General features: G+C 63.9%; 19 protein-coding genes and 1 tRNA gene. 5 read left to right on the top strand and 15 right to left on the bottom strand.

From position 1 onward, the window contains the following. Positions 1 to 54: 54 nt before the first annotated feature. The 9 genes from ftsZ to G8E03_RS06330 form a co-directional block, all read right to left on the bottom strand. Positions 55 to 1,617, bottom strand: coding sequence for a cell division protein FtsZ (gene ftsZ, locus G8E03_RS06370; protein WP_166189885.1), 1,563 nt, complete (start codon positions 1,615 to 1,617; stop codon positions 55 to 57). A gap of 242 nt (positions 1,618 to 1,859) precedes the next feature. After that, positions 1,860 to 3,167, bottom strand: coding sequence for a cell division protein FtsA (gene ftsA / locus G8E03_RS06365; RefSeq protein ID WP_166193937.1), 1,308 nt, complete (start codon positions 3,165 to 3,167; stop codon positions 1,860 to 1,862). A gap of 32 nt (positions 3,168 to 3,199) precedes the next feature. Next, complete coding sequence (locus G8E03_RS06360; protein WP_166189883.1) at positions 3,200 to 4,066, bottom strand: cell division protein FtsQ/DivIB; 867 nt, start codon at positions 4,064 to 4,066, stop codon at positions 3,200 to 3,202. After that, positions 4,054 to 4,983 (bottom strand): D-alanine--D-alanine ligase, encoded by a 930-nt coding sequence (locus G8E03_RS06355; RefSeq protein ID WP_166189881.1) that lies wholly within the window; start codon positions 4,981 to 4,983, stop codon positions 4,054 to 4,056. Before G8E03_RS06355 ends, G8E03_RS06360 begins: the two co-directional genes overlap by 13 nt. A 45-nt stretch (positions 4,984 to 5,028) precedes the next feature. After that, positions 5,029 to 5,955: a UDP-N-acetylmuramate dehydrogenase gene (murB, locus tag G8E03_RS06350; protein WP_166193934.1), complete on the bottom strand. Its 927-nt coding sequence runs from the start codon at positions 5,953 to 5,955 to the stop codon at positions 5,029 to 5,031. A gap of 18 nt (positions 5,956 to 5,973) precedes the next feature. Beyond that, positions 5,974 to 7,377 carry a UDP-N-acetylmuramate--L-alanine ligase gene (gene murC, locus G8E03_RS06345; RefSeq protein WP_166189879.1) on the bottom strand — a complete coding sequence of 468 codons (1,404 nt, stop codon included), beginning with the start codon at positions 7,375 to 7,377 and terminating at the stop codon, positions 5,974 to 5,976. Then, positions 7,374 to 8,471 carry an undecaprenyldiphospho-muramoylpentapeptide beta-N-acetylglucosaminyltransferase gene (gene murG, locus G8E03_RS06340; protein ID WP_166189876.1) on the bottom strand — a complete coding sequence of 366 codons (1,098 nt, stop codon included), beginning with the start codon at positions 8,469 to 8,471 and terminating at the stop codon, positions 7,374 to 7,376. Before murG ends, murC begins: the two co-directional genes overlap by 4 nt. A gap of 70 nt (positions 8,472 to 8,541) precedes the next feature. Continuing rightward, positions 8,542 to 9,723 carry a peptidoglycan glycosyltransferase FtsW gene (locus G8E03_RS06335; protein ID WP_166189874.1) on the bottom strand — a complete coding sequence of 394 codons (1,182 nt, stop codon included), beginning with the start codon at positions 9,721 to 9,723 and terminating at the stop codon, positions 8,542 to 8,544. A gap of 203 nt (positions 9,724 to 9,926) precedes the next feature. Further along, positions 9,927 to 11,357 (bottom strand): Glu/Leu/Phe/Val family dehydrogenase, encoded by a 1,431-nt coding sequence (locus tag G8E03_RS06330; protein ID WP_166189872.1) that lies wholly within the window; start codon positions 11,355 to 11,357, stop codon positions 9,927 to 9,929. A gap of 268 nt (positions 11,358 to 11,625) precedes the next feature. On the opposite strand from G8E03_RS06330, the gene G8E03_RS06325 reads away from it, so the two are divergent. Together G8E03_RS06325 and ykgO are read left to right on the top strand one after the other, a co-directional pair. After that, positions 11,626 to 11,700: transfer RNA gene (locus tag G8E03_RS06325), tRNA-Val, on the top strand. 86 nt (positions 11,701 to 11,786) lie between these two features. Further along, positions 11,787 to 11,912, top strand: coding sequence for a type B 50S ribosomal protein L36 (gene ykgO, locus G8E03_RS06320; RefSeq protein WP_024810264.1), 126 nt, complete (start codon positions 11,787 to 11,789; stop codon positions 11,910 to 11,912). 149 nt (positions 11,913 to 12,061) lie between these two features. Here ykgO and G8E03_RS06315 read toward each other — a convergent pair whose 3' ends face one another. The 4 genes from G8E03_RS06315 to G8E03_RS06300 form a co-directional block, all read right to left on the bottom strand. Further along, a complete protein-coding gene (locus tag G8E03_RS06315) occupies positions 12,062 to 13,624 on the bottom strand; it encodes a peptidoglycan-binding domain-containing protein (protein ID WP_166189870.1) in 1,563 nt (520 codons plus the stop codon). 77 nt (positions 13,625 to 13,701) lie between these two features. Next, positions 13,702 to 14,538, bottom strand: coding sequence for a lysophospholipid acyltransferase family protein (locus tag G8E03_RS06310; RefSeq protein WP_166189868.1), 837 nt, complete (start codon positions 14,536 to 14,538; stop codon positions 13,702 to 13,704). Continuing rightward, entirely contained in the window at positions 14,535 to 15,323 is a 789-nt protein-coding gene (olsB, locus tag G8E03_RS06305; protein ID WP_166189866.1) for an L-ornithine N(alpha)-acyltransferase, read from the bottom strand. The genes G8E03_RS06310 and olsB overlap by 4 nt, the downstream gene beginning before the upstream one ends. A 170-nt stretch (positions 15,324 to 15,493) precedes the next feature. Continuing rightward, positions 15,494 to 15,670, bottom strand: coding sequence for a DUF3553 domain-containing protein (locus G8E03_RS06300; RefSeq protein WP_166189864.1), 177 nt, complete (start codon positions 15,668 to 15,670; stop codon positions 15,494 to 15,496). On the opposite strand from G8E03_RS06300, the gene G8E03_RS06295 reads away from it, so the two are divergent. Then, entirely contained in the window at positions 15,669 to 16,310 is a 642-nt protein-coding gene (locus G8E03_RS06295; RefSeq protein WP_166189862.1) for a histidine phosphotransferase family protein, read from the top strand. The two genes, G8E03_RS06300 and G8E03_RS06295, sit on opposite strands and share 2 nt — an antisense overlap. A gap of 3 nt (positions 16,311 to 16,313) precedes the next feature. On the opposite strand, the gene G8E03_RS06290 is transcribed toward G8E03_RS06295, so the two are convergent. Beyond that, on the bottom strand, positions 16,314 to 18,608 hold the full coding sequence (locus G8E03_RS06290) for a xanthine dehydrogenase family protein molybdopterin-binding subunit (protein WP_166189860.1): 2,295 nt from the start codon (positions 18,606 to 18,608) through the stop codon (positions 16,314 to 16,316). Between the two features lie 258 nt (positions 18,609 to 18,866). On the opposite strand from G8E03_RS06290, the gene G8E03_RS06285 reads away from it, so the two are divergent. Beyond that, a complete protein-coding gene (locus tag G8E03_RS06285) occupies positions 18,867 to 20,045 on the top strand; it encodes an acetyl-CoA C-acyltransferase family protein (protein WP_166189857.1) in 1,179 nt (392 codons plus the stop codon). Between the two features lie 39 nt (positions 20,046 to 20,084). Here G8E03_RS06285 and G8E03_RS06280 read toward each other — a convergent pair whose 3' ends face one another. Continuing rightward, complete coding sequence (locus G8E03_RS06280; protein ID WP_166189855.1) at positions 20,085 to 20,279, bottom strand: hypothetical protein; 195 nt, start codon at positions 20,277 to 20,279, stop codon at positions 20,085 to 20,087. Between the two features lie 181 nt (positions 20,280 to 20,460). On the opposite strand from G8E03_RS06280, the gene G8E03_RS06275 reads away from it, so the two are divergent. Then, positions 20,461 to 21,516: a hypothetical protein gene (locus G8E03_RS06275; RefSeq protein WP_166189853.1), complete on the top strand. Its 1,056-nt coding sequence runs from the start codon at positions 20,461 to 20,463 to the stop codon at positions 21,514 to 21,516. Positions 21,517 to 21,523 lie beyond the last annotated feature (7 nt).

The following is a 21,523-nucleotide window of genomic DNA, read 5'->3' as shown; positions in this document are numbered from 1 at the left end:
AAGCCGCCCCGCTTATGGCGGGACGGCTCAATTCGATATGTTGTGACGTCAGGTTCAGTTGGCCTGACGGCGCAAGAATGCGGGGATCTCGATGCGCTGACGCTCATCATCGTCCAGCCGGTCCGCCGGGCGCGGGGCGCTTTGCACCACGCGCGGTTTCGGCGCTGCCGCCGGGGCGGGCGCTGCCGGGCGTTCCGCCACAGGCTGTTGACGCGGCGCCGGGGCCGCATCGCTGTGACCCGTCATGCGGTTGATCAGCGAGTTGATGCCGAAAGCGGGCTTGCGCTCCTCACCGGTCCGGGTCGTAGGCCGGGGCGGGGTCGAATGGCTCGGCTGTTTGGCAACGGCGGCCTGAAGACGGCGCATCGTGTCCGGTGTCGGTTCAGCGGTGGGCTCGCCTGCGGTAGCGGGCTGTTGCACGGGCAATTCAGGCTGCCGTGCGTCGGAGGCAGGTGCCAGCGGCTGTTCCTCCGCAATCACGTGACGGGCGCGGACCAGATCAGCAACGGTTGTGGGCGACGCGGCGGCTGCCTGCGAAACGGGTGCCGGTGCAGCATCCGCAGCCGACCGGTTAACCGGTTGGGGTGCAGGCTCGGCAATGGCCGCAGGTGCAGGCTGCGAAGCTGCGGCGGGAAGCGGCTTCTCATGTGCCACAGCCTCGATGCCGGTTGCCACGACGGAGACACGCAGGATGCCGTCCAGCGACGGGTCCATGGTGGAACCGACGATGATGTTGGCGTCGTCGTCCACTTCCTTGCGGATGCGACCTGCCGCCTCATCCAGCTCGAACAGGGTCATGTCGGGGCCGCCGGTAACGTTGATGAGCACGCCGCGCGCGCCCTTCAGGCTGATTTCATCCAGCAGCGGGTTGGCGATGGCACGTTCGGCGGCCTCGATGGCGCGGTTTTCGCCCTCGGCTTCTCCGGTGCCCATCATCGCCTTGCCCATCTCATCCATAACGGACCGGACATCCGCGAAGTCGAGGTTGATCAGGCCCGGACGCACCATCAGATCGGTCACGCCCTTTACGCCCTGATACAGCACGTCGTCGGCCATCATGAACGCTTCGGTGAAGGTGGTCTTCTCGTTAGCCAGCCGGAACAAGTTCTGGTTGGGAATGATGATCAGCGTATCGACATGCTGCTGCAGCTCGGCGATGCCCTCATCCGCCTGACGCATCCGCTTCGAGCCTTCGAACTGGAACGGCTTGGTCACGACGCCAACGGTCAGGATGCCCATCTCCCGCGCGGCCTGCGCGATGATCGGCGCACCGCCCGTACCGGTTCCGCCGCCCATGCCGGCAGTGATAAAGCACATATGCGATCCGGCGAGGTGATCGACGATTTCCTCGATGCTCTCCTCGGCTGCGGCGGCGCCGACGGTCGGCTTGGCGCCAGCGCCCAACCCCTCCGTCACCAGCGCGCCGAGCTGGACCTGACGTTGCGCGCGTGACTGTGTCAGCGCCTGCGCATCGGTGTTCGCGACGACGAATTCAGCACCTTCGAGCTGTTTGTCGATCATGTTGTTGACCGCGTTGCCGCCCGCACCGCCCACGCCGAAGACGAGGATGCGCGGCTTCAGCTCGGTCTGCTCGGGCATCCGAAGATTCAGACTCATGGTGTAATCCGCCTGTGTTTGCTCTGCTCTACCTACAGCGGGGCCCTCATTTGTCAGGGGCACCCTACTGATTCGTTAGCGTAACCCATAGGGTTGAATCGGTCACGGATTAATAGGTTAAAATCCTGATGACACGCTGCGAAGTTATCGCTCAGGTGGATCAGATAGGCGAAACTCCGCCGAAATGGCACCTGGATGCGTGCGCCGTGCGGCCGCGCAGCGTTTGGTCTGCGGTCCTGCACCTACCAGTTGTCGCGAAACCAGCGCATCGCCTTGCGAATCCGCTGTTTTCCGGTTCGGTCCGCGGGCATTTCGAAATCCCAGCATTCGTCCTGCGGCTTGGCCAGATGCAATGCCATGCCGACGGCGGCCGAAAACTGCGCCGCCGTCTGGGCCTGTGGCAATCCCGGGATGCGCAGTGGACGCCCCGGACGCACCTGACGGCCGAGGATACGGGTCGCGATCTCCTCAAGCCCCGGAATCTGGCTGCCCCCGCCTGTCAGCACGATGCGCCGTCCCGGCATATGCTCAAAACTCGCCGCGTCCAGACGGTCGCGCGCGGCCTCCAGAATCTCCTCGACGCGGGGGCGCATGACGCCGATCAGTTCGGCGCGTGAAATCATCTGTCTCCCCGGTGCGTGATCGTTGCTGTCGCGCGGCAATTCGATCAGGTCGCGATCATCGCGGGAGGTAGCGACCAGTCCGCCATGCACGGTCTTGATCCGCTCCGCCGTCTGCGCGGAAATCTCCAGTCCCTTGCAGATGTCGAGCGTGACGTGATCGCCACCCAGCCGCACCGCATCGGAATAGATCATCTGACGCTTCATGAAGATCGACAACCCGGTCGAGCCGCCGCCCAGATCAATGCACGCGCCGCCCAGTTCCAGCTCATCCTCGGTCATCGCCGCCAGCCCGGCGGCGTAGCTGGAATGCACCAGCCCCGACAGTTCCAGATCGCAGCGCCGCATGACCTGCACCAGATTCAGGATGCTTTCCTGACTGACGGTCATCATGTGCATGTCCACGCTCAACTGCGCGCCCGTCAGGCCGCGCGGATCGGTCAGGCCGGTGCGATGGTCCAGCGTGAAGTTCACCGGCAGCGCATGGATCACCTCACGCGCGGCGCCGTAATCGGGAATTTCACCATCGGCCAGCGCCGCGCCGATATCGCTTTCGCTGACCTCGCCATGCTCGACCTCCGCCGTGCCGAGCAGCCCGTAGGAGCGGGGCTGCCCGCCGGAATAGCACGCGATGACGTGGTCCACGCGGACCTCTGCCATCTTCTGCGCCGACTGGATGACGGTGCGCACACCACGCTCCACCTCCTCCATCGAGGCGATCTCACCCAATTCGATACCGCGCGAGCGGGTGGTGGCGGCACCGATCACCTTCAGCCCCGCATGACCATCGAGCCGCCCGACCCCGTCGGCACGCGGCGCGCGCAACAGGGCCGGGTCGATGGCCAGGATCAGGCATGTGATCTTGGACGAACCCAGATCGACGATCGCGACCAGCCCCTTGCGCAGCGCGCTTTCGCGGCGGGCGCGCATGATGCGCTGGCTGATGAAAAGGTCACTGTCACTCACGCGTCTTCCCCCGATTCCATGGCGCGCAGGCGCCGCATTTCATGAACAGCGTGTTCGCCCAGCCGCACGGTAGGGCGCGCACGGTTGCGCATGTCAAAGACGGCCACGTCGCGTTCCATCACTTCCTCGCTCAACTGCAAGGCCAGCACATGCATCAGCGCGTCCACAGCCCCCGTTTCGGGCAGCATGATCCGTTTATCGTCGTCCAGCACCACGTCCCAGCGCCGTTCGCCCACACGCACGACACCCTCGATCCGTGCTGCCAGCGGGCCGGCAGCCTCGGCCAGGGCAAGGGCCTCGCGAACATGCCGCTGCGCCCCTCGCCCCACGACTAGGGGCAGGTCCGAACGAAGGTCTCGTCTTTCCAGCGATCCGATCACGACGCCCTCGGCATCCAGCAGCCACAGCCCGTCCGCGCGACGCCACGCCGCCACCGGCGTGCGGGCGCGGACGCGAACGACCAGTTGGCGATCCGCGCCGACGGCGATCTGCGCGCTGGCGATGGGTGGCAGGCCCTCGACCCGATCACGGGCGGCGTTCAGATCCAGCGTCAGGGAGCTTGCCGGAAGGTCCACCGCCAGAGCCGCCCGAATCCTGTCGGACAGGACCGGACCCGCACCGTCGATGCGCACACCGGTGACGGCGAATTCGGGGCGGGCCTCGATATAGGCCCAGGTCTGCTGATACCGTTCCACCGCGTAGGCCTGATTGGCGGGATCGGTCGCGACCAGCCCCACGATTCCGGCCAGCGCCCCCAGCGGAACCCAGCGCGTCACCGTTCTGCGCACACGGGGCGACAGCCACCACCGCGCCAGGCGATAGCGCAACCGCGAGGGCGCGTAATCTCTCTTTACCTGTCGCATGAAGCATCCTCGATCAGCATCCTGCACAACTGCGCGAAGGCAATCCCCTCATGCGCGGCTTGCTCGGGCGAGAGGGATGTCGGCGTCATGCCCGGCTGGGTGTTCGTCTCCAGCAGGAACAGGCCGTCGGCGCCCCGGCTTTCGTCCCAGCGCAGATCGGTGCGCGAGACACCACGACAGCCCAGCACCTGATGCGCGCGCAGGGCGTAATCGCGACACAGCGCCGTGATTTCATCCGGCAGGTCGGCGGGCAGAACGTGGCGCGAGCCGCCATCGCCGTATTTCGCCTCGTAATCGTACCAGCCGGTATTGCTGATGATGTCCGTCACGCACATCGCGCGCACCGGTCCGCCTGCATCCAGCACTGAAACGGTCAGCTCACGCCCCGGCACGAACTGTTCGGCCATCAGCATGTCGGGCATCTTCTCATCAATCACGGCAGGACCGTTCGCGCCCTCATCCACGATATAGATGCCGACGGAGGACCCTTCGTTATAGGGCTTGATGACATAGGGCGGGTCCATCGGATGCGCGTCCATCGCCTCCGCCTTGGTCACGCGCCGGTCGGGAACCACCGGCAGACCGGCCCGGCGATAGGCGGCCTTGGTCCGCAGCTTGTCCATGGCGAGCGCCGAGGCCAGAACCCCGGAATGCGTATAAGGGATGCGCAGCCATTCCAGCAGCCCCTGCACGCAACCATCCTCGCCCCAGCGCCCGTGCAGGGCGTTGAACACAACATCAGGTTTGATGCGCTGCAAATCCGACACCAGGTCCGGGCCTGCGTCGATTTCGAATACTTCGCTACCGTCTTCCCGCAATGCGTCCGCGCACAGCCGACCGGACACGAGCGATACGTCACGCTCCGCCGAAGGGCCGCCCAGAAGGACCGCAATACGGGGCTGTCCACTGCTCGACATACCCGCCTCACTCAAATGGTCGCCCCGGTTGGTCCGGGGTCGCCGTCATGCGCCGACGTGTTCGCCTATCCGCATGATTTCCCACTCTAGCTCAATGCCCGAGTGGTCCAAAACCCTTTTTCGCACTTCTTCGCCAAGTCCCTCCAGATCGGCGGAGGTCGCGGTGCCCGTGTTGACCAGAAAGTTCGGATGCTTGGGGCTCATGATCGCGCCCCCCAGGGTCAGGCCCCGGCATCCGGCATCGTCGATCACCTTCCACGCCTTCAGATCGTGCACATCGTCGTCGCGCCCGGTTGAGGAATATCCCGCCGGGTTGCGAAAGGTCGAACCGCACGACAGATCGTCCACCGGCTGGCTGTCGGCGCGCTTGGCCAGTTGCTCGGTCATCTTGGCGGTCAGCGCATCCGGATCGCCAGCAGGGCCGCGCAGCAGGGCGGACACCACGATCGCCCCGTCCGGCAGGGCGGAGGATCGATAGCCGAACCCCAGATCGCCCCCCGCGATGGTCTGCCGCGACCCGTCGCGCAGCAGCACGTCCACCTCCACCACCGCATCGGCGGTATAGGTGCCGTAACAGCCCGCGTTCATCCGCACCGCGCCGCCGATGGCACCGGGGATGGTGCGCAGAAATGTCAGGTCGATCCCCGCCTCCGCCGCGCGCTTGGCCACCTGCGCATCCAGCGCCGCACATCCGGCGCGGACCTGCCCGTCGGCGATGTCCACTTCGTTGAAGCCGCGCCCCATGCGAATCACTACGCCGCGCACACCGCCGTCGCGCACGATCATGTTCGAGCAGACGCCGACCGGCAGCAGCGGCACGTCATCGGGACAATCGCGCAGAAACCCGGCCAGATCGTTCACATCCGCCGGCATGAACAGAACGTCAGCCGGGCCACCAGTGCGAAGCCAGCTCATCGCGGACATGTCGCGGTCCGGCATGTAGCGGCCACGTATCGGGGGCAATCGGTCGATCAGGCTCATGATCCGCCCTCAGGTCAGGCTGCGCGGCAGGGCATGCGCCCATTGCGTAATGGTCCCCGCACCCAGGAAGACGACCATGTCCCCGGCTTCGGCCACCTCACGCACGAAAGCGGGGATGCTCTTCGGCGCGTCCAGCGCGCGCACGTCGCGGTGGCCATGCGCCGCGATCCCCTCGACTAGGGCGCCCTGATCGGCACCGGGGATCGGATCCTCTCCGGCTGCGTAGACGGAGGAGATCGCAACCACGTCCGCCTCGTTGAAGCAGGTGCAGAACTCGTCGAACAGGCTTTCGACGCGGCTGTAACGGTGGGGCTGGTGGATGGCGATGACCTTGCCTTTGGTGGAGTTGCGCGCGGCCTTCAACACGGCGGAAATCTCGACCGGATGGTGGCCGTAATCGTCGATGATGGTGATGCCGCCAACCTCGGCCACATGGGTGAAGCGTCGGTTCACGCCGCCGAAACCGCTTAACCCCTTGCGGATTGCATCATCGGGAATTTGCAGATCCAGCGCCACGGCAATGGCCGCCAGCGCGTTCTGAACGTTGTGATCGCCCGGCATGGGCAGCCGCAGGTTTTCGATCCGGCGCTCACCATGACGGTGCCGCGCGATCACGTCGAAACAGGCGACTGGCCCGTCATAGCTCAGGTTCACCGCGCAGATATCTGCTTGCAGGCTGAACCCGTAGGTGATGACCCGCTTGTCCTGCACCCGCCCCTTCAAGGCCTGACATTCCGGATGGTCGATGCAGATTACCGCCGCGCCATAAAACGGAATGTTCGACACGAAGCTGTCGAACGCCGCGCGGATCGCATCGAAGCTGCCGTAGTGGTCCATATGCTCGGGGTCGATATTGGTAATGATCCCAATGGTTGCGGGCAGTTTCAGGAAAGTGCCGTCGCTCTCATCCGCCTCGACCACCATCCAGTCGCTGGCCCCCATCCGCGCGTTTGAGCCGTAGGCGTGAATGATCCCGCCATTGATGACCGTCGGATCGACCCCACCCGCATCCAGAATGGCCGATACGAGCGACGTCGTCGTCGTCTTGCCATGCGTGCCCGCCACCGCGACATTGGACTTCAGGCGCATCAGTTCGGCCAGCATTTCCGCCCGCCGCACGATGGGCAGACCCCGCTTACGCGCGCCGTCCAGTTCCGGGTTGCCCCTCTTGATCGCGGTGGAGATCACGACGACCTCCGCGTTGGTCAGGTTGTCCTCGGACTGGCCGATGAAAGTCGTGGCCCCCTTGCTGCGCAACCGCTCCAGAATCGGGCCGTCCTTCAGATCCGACCCCTGAACCTTGTAGCCGTGGTTCAGCATCACCTCGGCGATGCCGGACATGCCGATACCGCCCAGTCCGACGAAATGGATAGAGCCGATATCCTGCGGCAATCGTGTGGGGCGTTCGCTCATGTGGCGGTTCCTTTAGACATGCGTTCGACCAGATCGGCCAGGCGTTGCACCGCATCGGGGCGTGAGACATTCCGCGCCGCCTCCGCCATGGACGCCGCCCGCGTCGGGTCGCCGAGTATTGCCGCGATTTCAGTCGAGAGGCCACCACTGTCAAGCGTATCCTCACGTATCATCAGCGCCGCACCCGCCTGGACCAGTCCACGTGCATTTGCCGCCTGATGGTCGTCGGTGGCCAGCGCATAGGGGATCAGGATCGAGGGGCGCCCGACCACCGCGATATCCGCGACGGAGGACGCGCCCGCACGGCTGATCACCAGATGACAGTCGGCCAGACGCTGCGGAACGTCGTCGAAAAAGCTCCGCACATCCGCTTCGATACCGGCGGCGGCATAGGCCCCGCGCACGTGGGTCTCATCCTCGCCACGGGCCTGATGCGCAACCTTCAGCTTCGCACGCAATTCATCCGGCAGCGCGGCCAGCGCCGCAGGCACGACCCGTGACAGGATCGCGGCCCCCTGTGATCCGCCGATCACCAGCACGTTTCGCGTATCGGATCGGGCCAGATCGTAATCCGCGCCCGCCATGGCAAAGACCGATCCACGCACCGGGTTGCCTGTATGCTCCGCCTTCGCCCCCTTGGGCAAAACCGTCGGCTCGACCGAGCAGGCAACGATATCGACGCGCGGCGCGAACAGCCGGTTCACGCGGCCCGGCACGCCGTTCTGCTCATGTATCAACGTGGGTATGCCCAGCATCTTCGCGGCGCTCATCGCGGGAACGGCAGGATACCCGCCAAAGCCGGCGACAACGGCAGGCCGGTCCCTGCGCATCGCGCGCCAGGTGTCCCAGACCCCCCGCGCGATCGACAGGGGGGCCGTCAGCTTACCCCGCAACCCGCCCCGTGCAGGCGTTGCGGCGCGCACGACCTCACGCGTGACGGCATCGGGAAACGCCCCGGCATATCGTGCACCCCGTGCATCGGTTGACAGCGACACCTGCCAGCCCCGCCGCAGCATCTCCTCCGCCAGGGCCTGTGCGGGAAACATATGTCCCCCCGTACCGCCCGCTGCGATCACCAGTTTGCGCGGTTTCATCCCGCCCCCTTCACTTTCTTCAAATATCCCCGTCGGAGGCGACCGCCTCAAGCATTCGACCAGACCCGACTCAACCCGAAATGGCCCGATCGCGTGAGAACCCAACCAGATCACCGAAATCATCCTGCGGGCGACGACGTGTCAGCGCCATCAACATGCCTAGCGCGATTCCCGCCGCAACCACCGATGATCCGCCATAGCTGACGAAGGGCAGCGTCATCCCCTTTGCGGGCAGCAGACGCACCGCCACCCCCATGTTGATGATTGCCTGCATTCCGAACAATGCCGCCAGACCGGTTCCGGCAAGGCGAATGAACGGATCACGTTCACGGCTCAACCGAAACAGCGCGCGCAAGGTGACAAACCCGAACAGGCCGATGATGATCCAGACCAGCAGCAGGCCGTATTCCTCCGCCGCGACGGCAATGATGAAATCGGTGTGCGCGTCGGGCAGGCGCCACTTTACCTGCCCCTCTCCGATGCCGACGCCCAGAAAGCCCCCCTCGCGGATGGCGGCGGTTGCGTAGCCGATCTGGGTGTTGGGGTCGATGTTCGGCGTCAGATAGCCGTCGATGCGCCGGGCGAAGTGCTCGGAATTCTCGTATGCGAAGGTTCCTGCCGCAACCACCGCGCCCGCCAGCCCCAGCAACAGCGGCATCGGCGCACCGGCCACGAAATACATCAGGCCCCATGCCGCTAGGATCAAGCTGGCCTGTCCGAAATCCGGTTGCAGCGCCAGACAGGCCGTCACCGCCAGCGCGACCGCGAAGGACAGCGTCTTGCCCGGCGGACCGCCGCGCACCATCGACCCTGTCATCAACCATGCGGCAAAGACGACAAAGACCGGCTTGAGGAACTCGGACGGCTGCACGCTTGCAAACCCCAACGAGTACCAGCGCACCGCGCCCTTTCCGAAATCCGTGCCCAGCACCGGCAGCAACAGGATCGCCACGAACGCCCCGGCAAAGCCCAATGTCGCCCACCGGCGAATCTGGCGCGGGCTCATCATCGACACGATCAGCATCGTCCCCATGCCCATCACACCGAACACCGCCTGACGGGTAACGTAGTGAAAAGGATCCAGCCCGTTGCGTGCAGCCAGCGGCGGCGACGCGGCCAGGCCCAGCAGCAATCCGACCAGAAACAGGATCGCCACGGCGGACAGGGTCCACCTGTCCACGGTCCGCCACCAATGCGACAGGATCGGTTCTTCTTCGGGCGCGTCCTGCGCTCCGAACACCATATCGGTCATCGGCTTGCCTCACACTGCCGCGGTACTCTGCTCCGGCATCCGATCTTATGAGTGACACGGTATGCCCTGCCCTCACCCTATCCTGAATTTCGCCGTCGGACCAGATATCTGTGCGTGCACGCTATTTCGCCGCAAAACCCGCGATGAACCGGCCGTGCGAGGGGGTGCCCCACGCTCGGCCAGCCCCGGTCACAAGGTCGTTCCTACAGCCCCATGGTTGCATAGCTCGCGGCGACACGCTGGATGCTGACCAGATAGGCCGCGGTGCGCAGATCCTTCACATCCGCCCGTTCGTGCCAGATCGCCTGCATGGACTGATATGCGTCGCGCATCGTATCGTCGAGGCCGGAGCGGACCAGCTCCAACTCCCCCGCCCCATGCAGGTATTGCTTCTTGAAGTTCTCGGACAGGACCAGATTGTTGCCGCCTGCGGTCTTTACCTTCTCCAGCTCGTCGACCAGCAATTCGTGGCGCGCCTCCTCCTGACGCCGCTCCATCCGGCCAAAGCGGATGTGGCTCAGGTTCTTGACCCACTCGAAGTAGGAGACCGTCACACCGCCCGCATTCGCGTACATGTCAGGGATGATGACCGTTCCCCGCTCACGCAGAATGTCGTCGGCACCGGCGGTAATGGGGCCGTTCGCGGCCTCGATGATCAGGGCGGCCTTTATTCGCTCGGCATTGTCGAGGTTGATGACCCCCTCCAGCGCCGCGGGAATCAGGATATCGCATTCCAGTTCCAGCCCGGCCGCGCCGTTCTCGATAAACTTGGAACCGGGAAAGCCCCTGACGCTGCCGGTTTCCCTGAGGTGGTTGCGCACGTCCTCGACCTTCAGACCGGTGTCACAGATGATTGCGCCGTCCCGCTCGACAATGCAGGTGATGCAGCAACCGTCCTGCTCCTCAAGGAACTTCGCCGCGTGATAGCCCACATTGCCAAGCCCCTGGATGACGACGCGCTTGCCGTCCAGCTTGCCAGACAGGCCAGCCTTTGCCACGTCCTGCGGATGGCGGAAGAATTCGCGCAGTGCGTATTGCACGCCGCGCCCCGTCGCCTCGACCCGGCCGGCAATGCCGCCGGCGTTCAGCGGTTTTCCGGTGACGCAGGCCCGCGCGTTGATGTCGGTCGTGTTCATGCGGCGGTACTGATCCGCGATCCAGGCCATTTCGCGCGCGCCGGTGCCCATGTCGGGTGCCGGAACGTTCTGCGCGGGGTTGATCATGTCGCGCTTGATCAGTTCGTAGGCGAAGCGGCGGGTGATCCGTTCCAGCTCCTCCTCATTCCAGTCCAGCGGGTTGATGGCCACGCCCCCCTTGGAGCCGCCGAACGGCGTCTGGACAAGAGCACATTTGTAAGTCATCAGCGCGGCCAGTGCCTCAACCTCATCCTGATTGACGTTTCCGGCGTAGCGGATGCCGCCCTTGACTGGCTCCATATGCTCCGAGTGTACCGCGCGATATCCGGTGAAGGTCTGGATGCCGCCGCGCAGGCGCACGCCGAACCGGACGGTATATGTCGCGTTGCACACGCGTATCTTCTCAACCATTCCGGAGGGCAGGTCCATCAGCGCGACCGCGCGATTGAACATGATATCGACGGATTGGCGAAAGCTCGGCTCTGACGTGGTATTCATCGGTTTGTTACCTCCAAACCTTGTGATTTCCCCTTTGGAAGACCTAAGCGTAGGGGGGTTTTGCATGATTGAAAGGCACGCGAAGCGATATTCGACATTGCGTGCGCAGCGCCCCGGTAAAACCTCCGTGTCCTCCCCCGAACGGTCGGGGTGGGGCCGCCGCTTCCAGAAACATCGCCGCCGGGTGCAAAAGTGCGGTTGACGACCCCCCCGACTCGTGGCAATTACCGCGTCAATTCCGGCGGGGCAACTTCCCGGTCGGACGGATGGGCGTATAGCTCAGCGGGAGAGCACTTCGTTGACATCGAAGGGGTCACAGGTTCAATCCCTGTTACGCCCACCATCCATTCCGCCGCTGCCGATACGCGACAGTGGTCATCGCAACCGAGGCGCCGGGTCCGCTCGCGCCGCTGAAATTGGAGAGATGCCATGAAGGTCAAGAACTCGCTTCGCTCCCTGAAGCAGCGCCACCGCGATTGTCGTGTCGTGCGCCGCAAGGGTCGAGTCTACGTGATCAACAAGACCCAGCCTCGTTTCAAGGCACGTCAGGGCTGATCGCCCTGCTTCCCGCCTGAGCTGCGCGGCCAGATCTGCACAATTGGCTGGACAGCCTGCGGTTGCTGAACACACTTACAAATACGACACAAATATAAAAGGGCCGCTCCTGATGGAGCGGCCCTTTCGCTGTGCATCGCAGGCAGGGATCAGTTTCCGGCCAGCGTGATCAACTGACGCACGGTTGCCTGATCGACATATCCGGTCGCGTTCAAGCCGAAATCGCGCTGGAACTGGCGCAGACCCTGACGTGTCGTCTCATCAAAACTGCCCGAGATATTGCCCACGGAATAGCCCTGCGATTGCAGGCGGATCTGGACGAGCGCCCGGTTGATCGAGTTCAGGCCCAGTGCCTGCTCGGTCGCTTGCGGGTCCTGCGCCGGGTCGGGTTGTTGCGTTTCCTGCGAGGCCCGCAAAGTCTCGATCTGAGCACGGGCGGTTGCAGCGAACTCACTGTTCGGGAAGTTGGCGACGAAGGTTTCGTACCCCTCGATCGTGTTCGCGTTCCGGGCCCGCTGCCAGGCCGCATTCACGTTTGCGTTCGCATTCGCGCGGTTGTTCTCGGCCTCGATCGCGTTCAGCTCGCTGCGGGCGCGCTCGGCGAAAACGCCGTTGGGGAACGAGTCGAGATAGCGGCGCAACGCGGCCTCTTCTCCGCTTGCCCCTGTCGCATCCCAGAATGCGCGATCCTCACGCTCCCTCTCCGCTTGTTCGGCTGCCTGAGCGGCCTCCTGCTCGGCGCGCGCATTGTCGGCCTGAACGCCCAGCAGGTCGATCTGACCGCGTGACAGGAACCCGCTCGCCGTGAAATCCTCGGACTGTTGCCATGCCGCGATGGCACTGCGCGATCCGGGCCCGAAGATACCGTCAACGCCGCGCGTGTTGTATCCAAGTGCCACTAGATTCTGCTGGATCTGGCGCCGTTCGCTCCGCTCCAGATTCAGCTGCTGCTCCCGCGCCTCCGCCGGATTTTCCTCAACTTCAGGCTGCGGCTGCGGAGTCACAGTCGCAGGCTCCGGCTGGGCCGCGGGCAGTGGGGCAGGCTCTACCCGCTCTTCCACCAGAACGGCATCGCGCGGTGCAAAGCCAAAGCGGTTCAGATCGTCGGGCAGATCATTGCCCATCTCACGCATTGTCATTCCCGGCTCCAACGCGGTGTTGCGCACCAGCGACGACACGCCCGCGATTGATCCGGTGACGACCATCGTATCGCGCGGGGCGAACAGACGCCCGATACCCGCCTCATAGCCTTCGCCCTCGAATCCGCCATCGTCGTCACTGCCAACGAAAACGACGCCCAGTTCCTCGGCCTCGTCCACCAGCGACACGAAGAAATCTATCGTCGGCGCGGTCAGCCCGATTCGCACCACGCTGTCACCGTTGATATCGACGGGCATGAACCAGCTTTCGGTATCCGTTGTGACGGTGTGCCCGTTGAGGTGGACGACAATCCGTTCCGCCCCGTCGATATCGTCCATGAAGCCACCCAGCAGGCTGAACAGCTGTGTACGCGTCAGATCCTCGCCCTGTGTCACGTCAAATCCAGCCGCGCGATAGGCATCGACCAGCCGGTCATGCTCACGCGAAGTCACATCATCGGCGTTGGCGTAGTCTGAATTTCCGATGACCAACGCGACATCCTGCGCAAATGCAGGTGCGGCAACGGCCAGCAATGCCGTGCTGGCGAGCAAAGTCTTGAGTGTGGATCTCATACCTGTGAACCTCCCGATATTAGGTCAAATATCAGGTAGAACGCCTGATGCAGCGTCCCAGTTGCGTATTAAGACGCTCAGCTAATCGTGATCGCCTGCCCCGCAGGGGAATAAAGGGCCCAATGCGCGCGAACCTGCTCACCGCAATGGCGCGCCAGTTCCTTGCGGCCCGCGAAATCAGCGGCTTCGACAGCGGGCGCGAAGCTGAGGTGCAGTGTGCCGCCATAGGAATGCGCCAGCAGGGTCCACAAACTGCCTCCCAGGCTCATATCCCCCCACCAGCCATAGAACGTTGCCGGCAGGTGCGGCGCGGGCACGTAGATCGCGGCGACCGGCTGAATCTTGACGCTGCTTTCCATGTCTGCAAATGCGGCGAACAGCGGGGATTTGAAGGGCAGGACTCGCTGGCCGTCGGTGCTGGTCCCCTCGGGGAAGAACAGCAATTGCTGCCCTTGCGCCAGACGCTCGGCCATTTCAAGCTTCTGCCTGGCCGCTGCGCTGGACCTGCGTTCGACGAACATCGCGTCCATCATGCGGGCACACCACCCGATAGCAGGCCAGTCCGCGACCTCGGACTTCGCGACGAAGACCGTGCGCCCGATGGAACAGAACGCCATGATGTCCAGCCAGCTGGAGTGATTGGCAACCAGCGCCGCCCCGTCGGGCGGGGGGGTGCCGTGCACGATCCGCCGCAACCCGATCAAGCGCAGACTGCCCCGGGCCCACAACCGCATGACGGCATAGCGAGGACGCATGCCCCCCAGCAAAGGCTGCACCCATTTCAAGGGCAGATAGATCGCGATCGCCAGCACCAGCCACAGGATGAGCAATACCCCGCGCAGGGCTGCGACGACGGCGCGCAACGGGCCGGTGGGCGGAGGTGCCGGCGGCTCAGCTTCGTCCCACGTGCTCACGCAATGCCTTTTCCGGTCGTGCGGGTGTACATGTCCTTGTAACGCTCCGTCATTGCTGCCGTGTCCATCAGCAGGCAGACATCTATGGTGTTGAAATCGTGGTCGATAAATGCCCCCTCACCCACGACACCGCCCAAACGCAGATACGCCTTGATCAACGGCGGCATCTGCCGCATCGCCTGCCGCGCGTCGATCTGCGAGGCCGGCATGCGGTTCATCTCGACATAATGATCGGCCAGCGTGCGGACCCGCAACGCAGGTGGGGCCAGATGGCTATGATACAGATGGGACAGGGGTTGCGCCACCGCGTCCAAATCCGTTCCGGGGAAACTGGCCACACCGAAAAGCACTTCGATACCGTGGCTCAGGACATATTCGCCCAAACCGGACCACAACAGATGCATTGCCACACCGCCGCGATAGTCAGGATGCACGCAGGAACGGCCCAGTTCGACCGTTTCGCGCCCCAGTCTGGTCAGCGGTTCCAGATCGTACTCGCTTTGGCCGTAAAACCCCGGCCCTGCCTGCGCGACCGAGCCGCGCAGCAGGCGATAGACGCCGACAACATTTATCCCATCCTCACCCGGGTGAAGCAGATCAATCAGCAACAGATGGTCGAAGAAGGGGTCGAAGCGGTCACGCTCCAGCCGCAGGGCGTGCTCCTCAGCCGAGGCGGACGCGCCCATCTCCTCAACGAACACAGTATATCTGAGACGTTGAGCGGCGCGGATCTCGCCTTCGTCACGGGCGAGCCTTACCTGAAATCGCTTGGCATCGACCTTCATCATAGGATCCGTACTGGCGCCGGTATGCGCTCCGGCAGTCGAGGGGAACCTATTAGGACCACGCGCCGACTTCAACGCGATAGGTCACCTGCCGGCAAAAGCGCCGCAGGGCTGCGCATTAACCTTTTGTGCACTTTTTGTTAAGCATATCGTGTAAGATTGGATCCACGTTATAGCTGATCGTGGATCTGGTGGAGGACGATGCGCGACCCGTCGATCACCACCTTGCCGCGATTTTGAAAGTTTACAGTGATCTTCTGCCCGATCACGGATTGCACCTGGCCGATACCCCAGTCCGGCTCATCAGGATGGCGCACCAGCGCGCCCGGTTCGAGGAATTCATTCATGGCCACTGCACCCCTGCTTCAAAACTCAAACATCTCCTCGCGGATCGAGGACGATCTGATCGGCTTGGTGACATCGCGTATCTGCCATGATCTGGTCAGCCCCATCGGCGCGATCGACAATGGGGTCGAGCTGATGACTGCGCTGTCCGGCACCTCACACTCCGCCGAAATGGGCCTGATCGGGCAAAGCGCAAGGGCGGCGGGCCTGAAACTCAGGCTGTTTCGCATCGCGTTCGGTGCCGCATCCCCAGACGCGGTCAGCCGGGGTGAGGATCTGCGGCAGGTGTTCGAGGAGACCTTCAACCGATCCCGTTTGAAATTCAGCTGGGTGGATCAGACGGCGGCGATGTCCCGTCCGCAGGCAAAACTGCTCGCCCTGTCACTGCTGTGCGCGGACACGGCGATGCCTTTCGGCGGATTGCTGACGCTAACTGTACACGACAGCGAAGTGACGCTGACGATGAGCAGCGAGCGGTTCCGCTGGCAGGACGATCTGTGGGCCGCGCTGTGCGGCGAGGGCACGTTCACGGATGTCGGTGCCGGGAACGTCCAGTTTCCCCTTGCCCGACTGCACGCCGATCAGATGGGGCGCCAGTTCGCCTTGCATGAGGATACACAGGGTTGGCTCCTCAGCGTCTAGCGATCATTCCGCCGCGATCCGGGCGGCGTTGAGCCAGCTCCACATACGCACCGGGGTGATCGGCATGTCCACATGCCGCACGCCCGCATCCCAGACCGCATCCAGTGCGGCATTTGTCACGGCGGCCAGCGCTCCGACAGTTCCCGCTTCGCCACAGCCCTTCATACCGATCTCGTTCGCGGTGGAGGGGACCAGTTCCGCGTGAAAATCCATCCACGGCACGTCGTAGGCACGCGGCATCGCATAATCCATGAAGCTGCCTGACAGCAATTGCCCGTCCGCGTCATAAACCACCTGTTCGGTGATCGCCTGCCCGATGCCCTGCGCGACGCCGCCATGCACCTGCCCCTCGGCCAGCATCGGGTTCATCAGCACGCCGAAATCATCCACCACGGTGTATTTGACGACCAGCGTCTTGCCGGTATCGGGATCGACCTCGACCTCGCAGAAATGCGCCCCGTTGGGATAGGAGCGGCCCCCGACCGTGTTTTCCAGTTCGGTGACCAGCAGGTCGGCCTTGCCGCGCTTGCGGGCGACATCGCTCAATTCCATCAGGCTGATGGATCTGTCGGTGCCTGTGATCTGGAAGGCGCCGTTCTGGAATCTCAGATCGGCGCCCGCAACCTCCAGCTCCTCCTCCGCCAGAGGGCGGAAGCGGCGGATCATTTCGTCCGCGGCAGCATTGATGGAATTGCCCTGCATGGTGACGGAGCGGGAGCCGCCGGTGCCACCGCCCTTCGCGATGCGGTCGCTGTCGCCCTGAACGAAACTGATACGATCGAACGGAATGCCGGCCCGCTCATTCAGGATCTGGGCGAAGACCGTCTCATGCCCCTGCCCGTTCGACTGGGTGCCTACATAGAGGTTCACGCGGCCGTCGTCGTCGAACTCGATCTTCGTCGTCTCATCCTGCGAGCCGAGGATGGACTCGATATAATAGGCCAGTCCCAATCCGCGATATTTACCCGCCTGCGCGCTCTGCTTCCGACGCTCCTCGAACCCGTCGATATCCGCCTCGCGCAGGGCGCGGTCGAGAACCTTGTGAAAATCACCGACGTCGTATGTCTCACCACTGGCGGAGGTATAGGGGAAGCTGTCGCGCGGAATGAAGTTTATCCGCCGCAATTCGACCGGGCTGATCCCCAGTTCGCGTGCGCACTGATCCATCAGCCGCTCCACCGCATAGATCGCCTCGGGCCGCCCGGCGCCGCGATAGGAATCCAGCGGCGTTGTGTTCGTATAAACCCCTTCGACGTGGAAAAACGTGGTCTGCACGTCATAGCTTCCCGGCATGACCTTCAACGCCAGTTCGGACTGGATCAACTGGCCGTGAGGCGAATTGTAGGCACCCAGATTGCTGATCGTGTGAAACCGAAGGGCCAGCAGCTTGTGATCCGCATCGAAGGCCGCCTCAGCCGTCGTGACCAGATCGCGGCCCCCGGCATCGGTCAGGTGCCCCTCGCCCCGATCCGCCATCCAGCGCAACGCCAGTCCCGTTTCGCGCGCGGCAAAGGCCAGAACGAAATATTCGGGGTAATCGAAGCTCTTCATCCCGAAACCGCCCCCGACATCCGGGTTGGTGACACGAACCTGCGTCCTGTCCATGCCCAGCTTGCGCGCCAGATTGTCGCGCAACCCCCAGACACCCTGACCGTTCACGGTAAAATGCAGACGGCCATCGACCATGCGGGCCAGCGCACCGCGCGGCTCCACCGGATTTGCGATCACCCGGTTATCGACCAGTTCGAGAGATACCGTGCGCGCGGCTTTGGCAAAGGCGGCCTCGGTCGCGGCCTCGTCACCATGCGCCCAGTCATAGGCGCGGTTGTCCGGTGCCTCGGGGTGGATCGTCTCACCCCCCACGGCAGTCGCGACATGCACGGGCAGATCCTCATAATCCACTTCGACCAGATCCGCGGCATCCAGTGCGTTCTGACGGGTTCGGGCGATCACCACGGCGACCGCCTCACCGACGTAGCGCACGCGCCCGGTTGCCAACATCGGGCGTACCGGTGCCGCCGCCTTGGTTGCGTCACGGTTGTTCACGAGCGCGAAGTTCATCGCGTTCTTCAGCTTTCCCTCCAGATCGGCGGCAGTGTAGACCGCGACGACCCCTTCGGCCTCACATGCGTCGGCGGTGTCCAGCTTCACGATATCGGCATGCGCGACAGGCGCCCGGACAAAGACGGCGAAGGCATCCGCCCCGATCGAGAGATCATCGACATATTGGCCCTGTCCGGTCAGGAAGCGGTTGTCTTCCTTGCGTCGCACGGATTGGCTGATACCGAACTTTGTCATGACCTGGCCCTTTCGAAAGGTTACCTTGCGAACCTAACATTTCGCGGTGCGCTGTCCATGCCGCCATTGACGCGGCCAGGATTTACGCGGGCAGACCAAATCCGGGTTGGCAGACTGTCCGATCAGACGAATTGATGGTGATAGCCTTGACCCGCATGGTCCAAGCTGCCGGCCAGCGATGATCCTGACGCCGCATTCGACTTGACCTGAGCCGGTCGATGGGCATCGTGCGCGCAAAGACAACAGAAGGAAACGTCTATGACCCGAGAAATCGTCATCCTGGGCGGTGCACGCACCGCAATCGGAACCTTCGGCGGCGCGCTGGCCTCCACCCCGCCGATCGATCTTGCCGCTATAGCAACCAAGGCAGCGCTGGAGCGCAGCGGTGTCGAGGGCGACCGCATCGGTCATGTCGTCTTCGGTCACGTCATCAACACCGAACCGCGCGACATGTACCTCAGCCGTGTGGCCGCAATGCAGGCTGGCATCCCCGACACGACCCCCGCGATGAACGTGAACCGTCTGTGCGGTTCGGGCGCGCAGGCCATTGTTTCGGCAGCGCAATCGCTGATGCTGGGGGACGCCGATTTCGCCGTTGCCGGTGGTGCGGAAAACATGAGCCGTTCGCCCTACATCCTGCCCGAGGCCCGCTGGGGCCAGAAGATGGGCGATACCCGCGCACTGGACATGATGCTGGGCGCGCTGAACTGTCCGTTCGGCACCGGCCATATGGGTGTGACGGCGGAAAACGTCGCGGATGAGCACGACGTGACCCGCGAGCAGATGGACGACTTCGCCCTGCAATCGCAGGAGCGTGCGGCCAACGCCATCGCGAAAGGCTATTTCAAGGATCAGATCGTGCCGGTCGATGTGAAGGTCAAGCGTGACACCGTCGCCTTCGACACGGATGAGCATCCCAAGGCAAGCACGGCTGAGACTCTCGCCGGTCTGCGCCCGGTGTTTCGTAAGGACGGCCGGGTCACGGCGGGCAACGCGTCGGGCATCAATGACGGCGCGGCGGCGATGGTGCTTGCAACCGCAGATGCGGCAAAGGAAGCGGGTCTGACCCCGCGCGCGCGCATCGTAGGCTACGCCCATGCAGGTGTGCGCCCCGAAGTGATGGGAATCGGGCCAATTCCGGCCGTCGAGAACCTGTTGGCTAAAACCGGCCTGAAGGGCTCCGATTTCGACGTGATCGAATCGAACGAGGCATTCGCGTCACAGGCCATCGCAGTCAATCGCGGCCTGGGCCTCGACCCGGCCAAGGTCAACGTGAACGGCGGCGCGATCGCTCTGGGCCATCCGGTCGGCGCGACCGGTGCCATCATCACGATCAAGACGCTCTATGAGCTGGAGCGGACCGGCGGACGCTACGGCCTGATCACTATGTGCATCGGCGGCGGTCAGGGTATCGCCATCGCCATCGAACGCATTTGATCCCCTAGTCGCGCCGCCGCCACCGGCGGCGCGACTTGCTCAGGCGGCGTAGGGGCAGTCGTCCTTGTGCGTCAGATGCTCCACATCCTCAGCAATTGCACCGCATTCCACACATCGCAGCCCGTCGGGCGTGCTTTGCAGGAAATCCGGCAACGTGCCGTCCGGGTCATGCCCGGCCGTCAGGTCGGGCGCCCCGGCCCGCGCCAGACTGGTCTTTTGGGAAAAATCACTCATCTCCGCCTCCTGTCTCTCCTACCTCTCCAACGTCTGAGGGCCGGGCACAGTTGCGTCAGGAATAAGAGCTTTCCATAGTTCCCGTGGGTTGCCTGCTGTATTTCGGAAACCCCAAGGAATGTGATCTCTCGCCTCGTTCCGCAAACGCGCTAAATGTGGGGCGAGGCAGAACAGGCAAGCGATGACCGCACTGGATCAGTATCAACGGCTCGAAGCCGTCGCATTGTGGCGCTCGTCGCCAGATGAGGACCCGCGCGAGGTCGTGGTCAGTTTCGGCAATGCCACCCTGACCCTGATGAGCATGGAGGAGGAGCCGTGGGGTCACTGGTCCCTCGCCGCGCTGGAGGAGCTGGGAAGCGATGAGCACGGCCTAGTCCTGACCCCGGACCCCGACTGTCAGGAAACGCTGTCGCTCGACGATCGCGACATGATCTCCGCGATTCGGGCGGTGCGCGGCGATGCACTGCGTGAGATAGTCGAGCGTCGCCGGATCAAGCTTCTGGCACCAGCGCTGCTGTTTCTGGTGGTGCTGATCGGTGCCGTGCTGCTGGCACGACAGCCCATCGCCACATTCCTGATGCAACGCGTGGACGATGTAACATGGGAACGGGTCGCCATCGCGCTGGCGACCGACCGGATGCAGGCCGAGGATGCGCGGTTCTGCCGGGTGAACGGAACGGCCGGGTTACGTACCTCGCGCGGTCATCCGCTGCTGCTGCGCATCCACGGGCGGCTCGACCCCGGCGCGACGGCCATCCGCCCGGTTCTGGCCCGGTTCGACGGGCCACCCGTGCTCAGCCTGCCCGGTGCGTTGGTCTTGCTGAACGCCAATGCCGTCGATCTAAGCGATCAACCCGAGCAGATTGCCGGACTGCTGGCACTGGCTCAGGCCCGCTATGATCTGAAACTGGATCGACAGGTTGTAACGCAGACGCTGGGCCTGATCGGTACGGTCCGTCTGGCCGCGTCCGAGGTGTTGCCCCGCGCGCGTCATGACGATGTTCTAGAGGCGCTGATCAGCGCCGGCCTGCGCGACCCTCAGGCCGACAGCGCGGCCCTGCGCCTGCTGACAGTGGCGCAACTGCCCAGTCTGCCGGTCAGCCTGCTGCTGAACGAATATGGCGCACCCCGCGCCCGGATCGAGACCTTGCAGGCGGGCGACAGCATTGGCCCCGCCGTCTACACTCCTGCATTGGACGACGCGGACTGGCTGCGTCTCAAGGCGGCCTGCGACTGAAAACCAC

The organism is Pontivivens nitratireducens (genome assembly GCF_011290545.1).
GTDB lineage: Bacteria > Pseudomonadota > Alphaproteobacteria > Rhodobacterales > Rhodobacteraceae > Pontivivens > Pontivivens nitratireducens.
The sequence above is the reverse complement of the archived record's forward strand: the minus strand, read 5'-3'. Positions and strand labels throughout refer to the sequence as shown.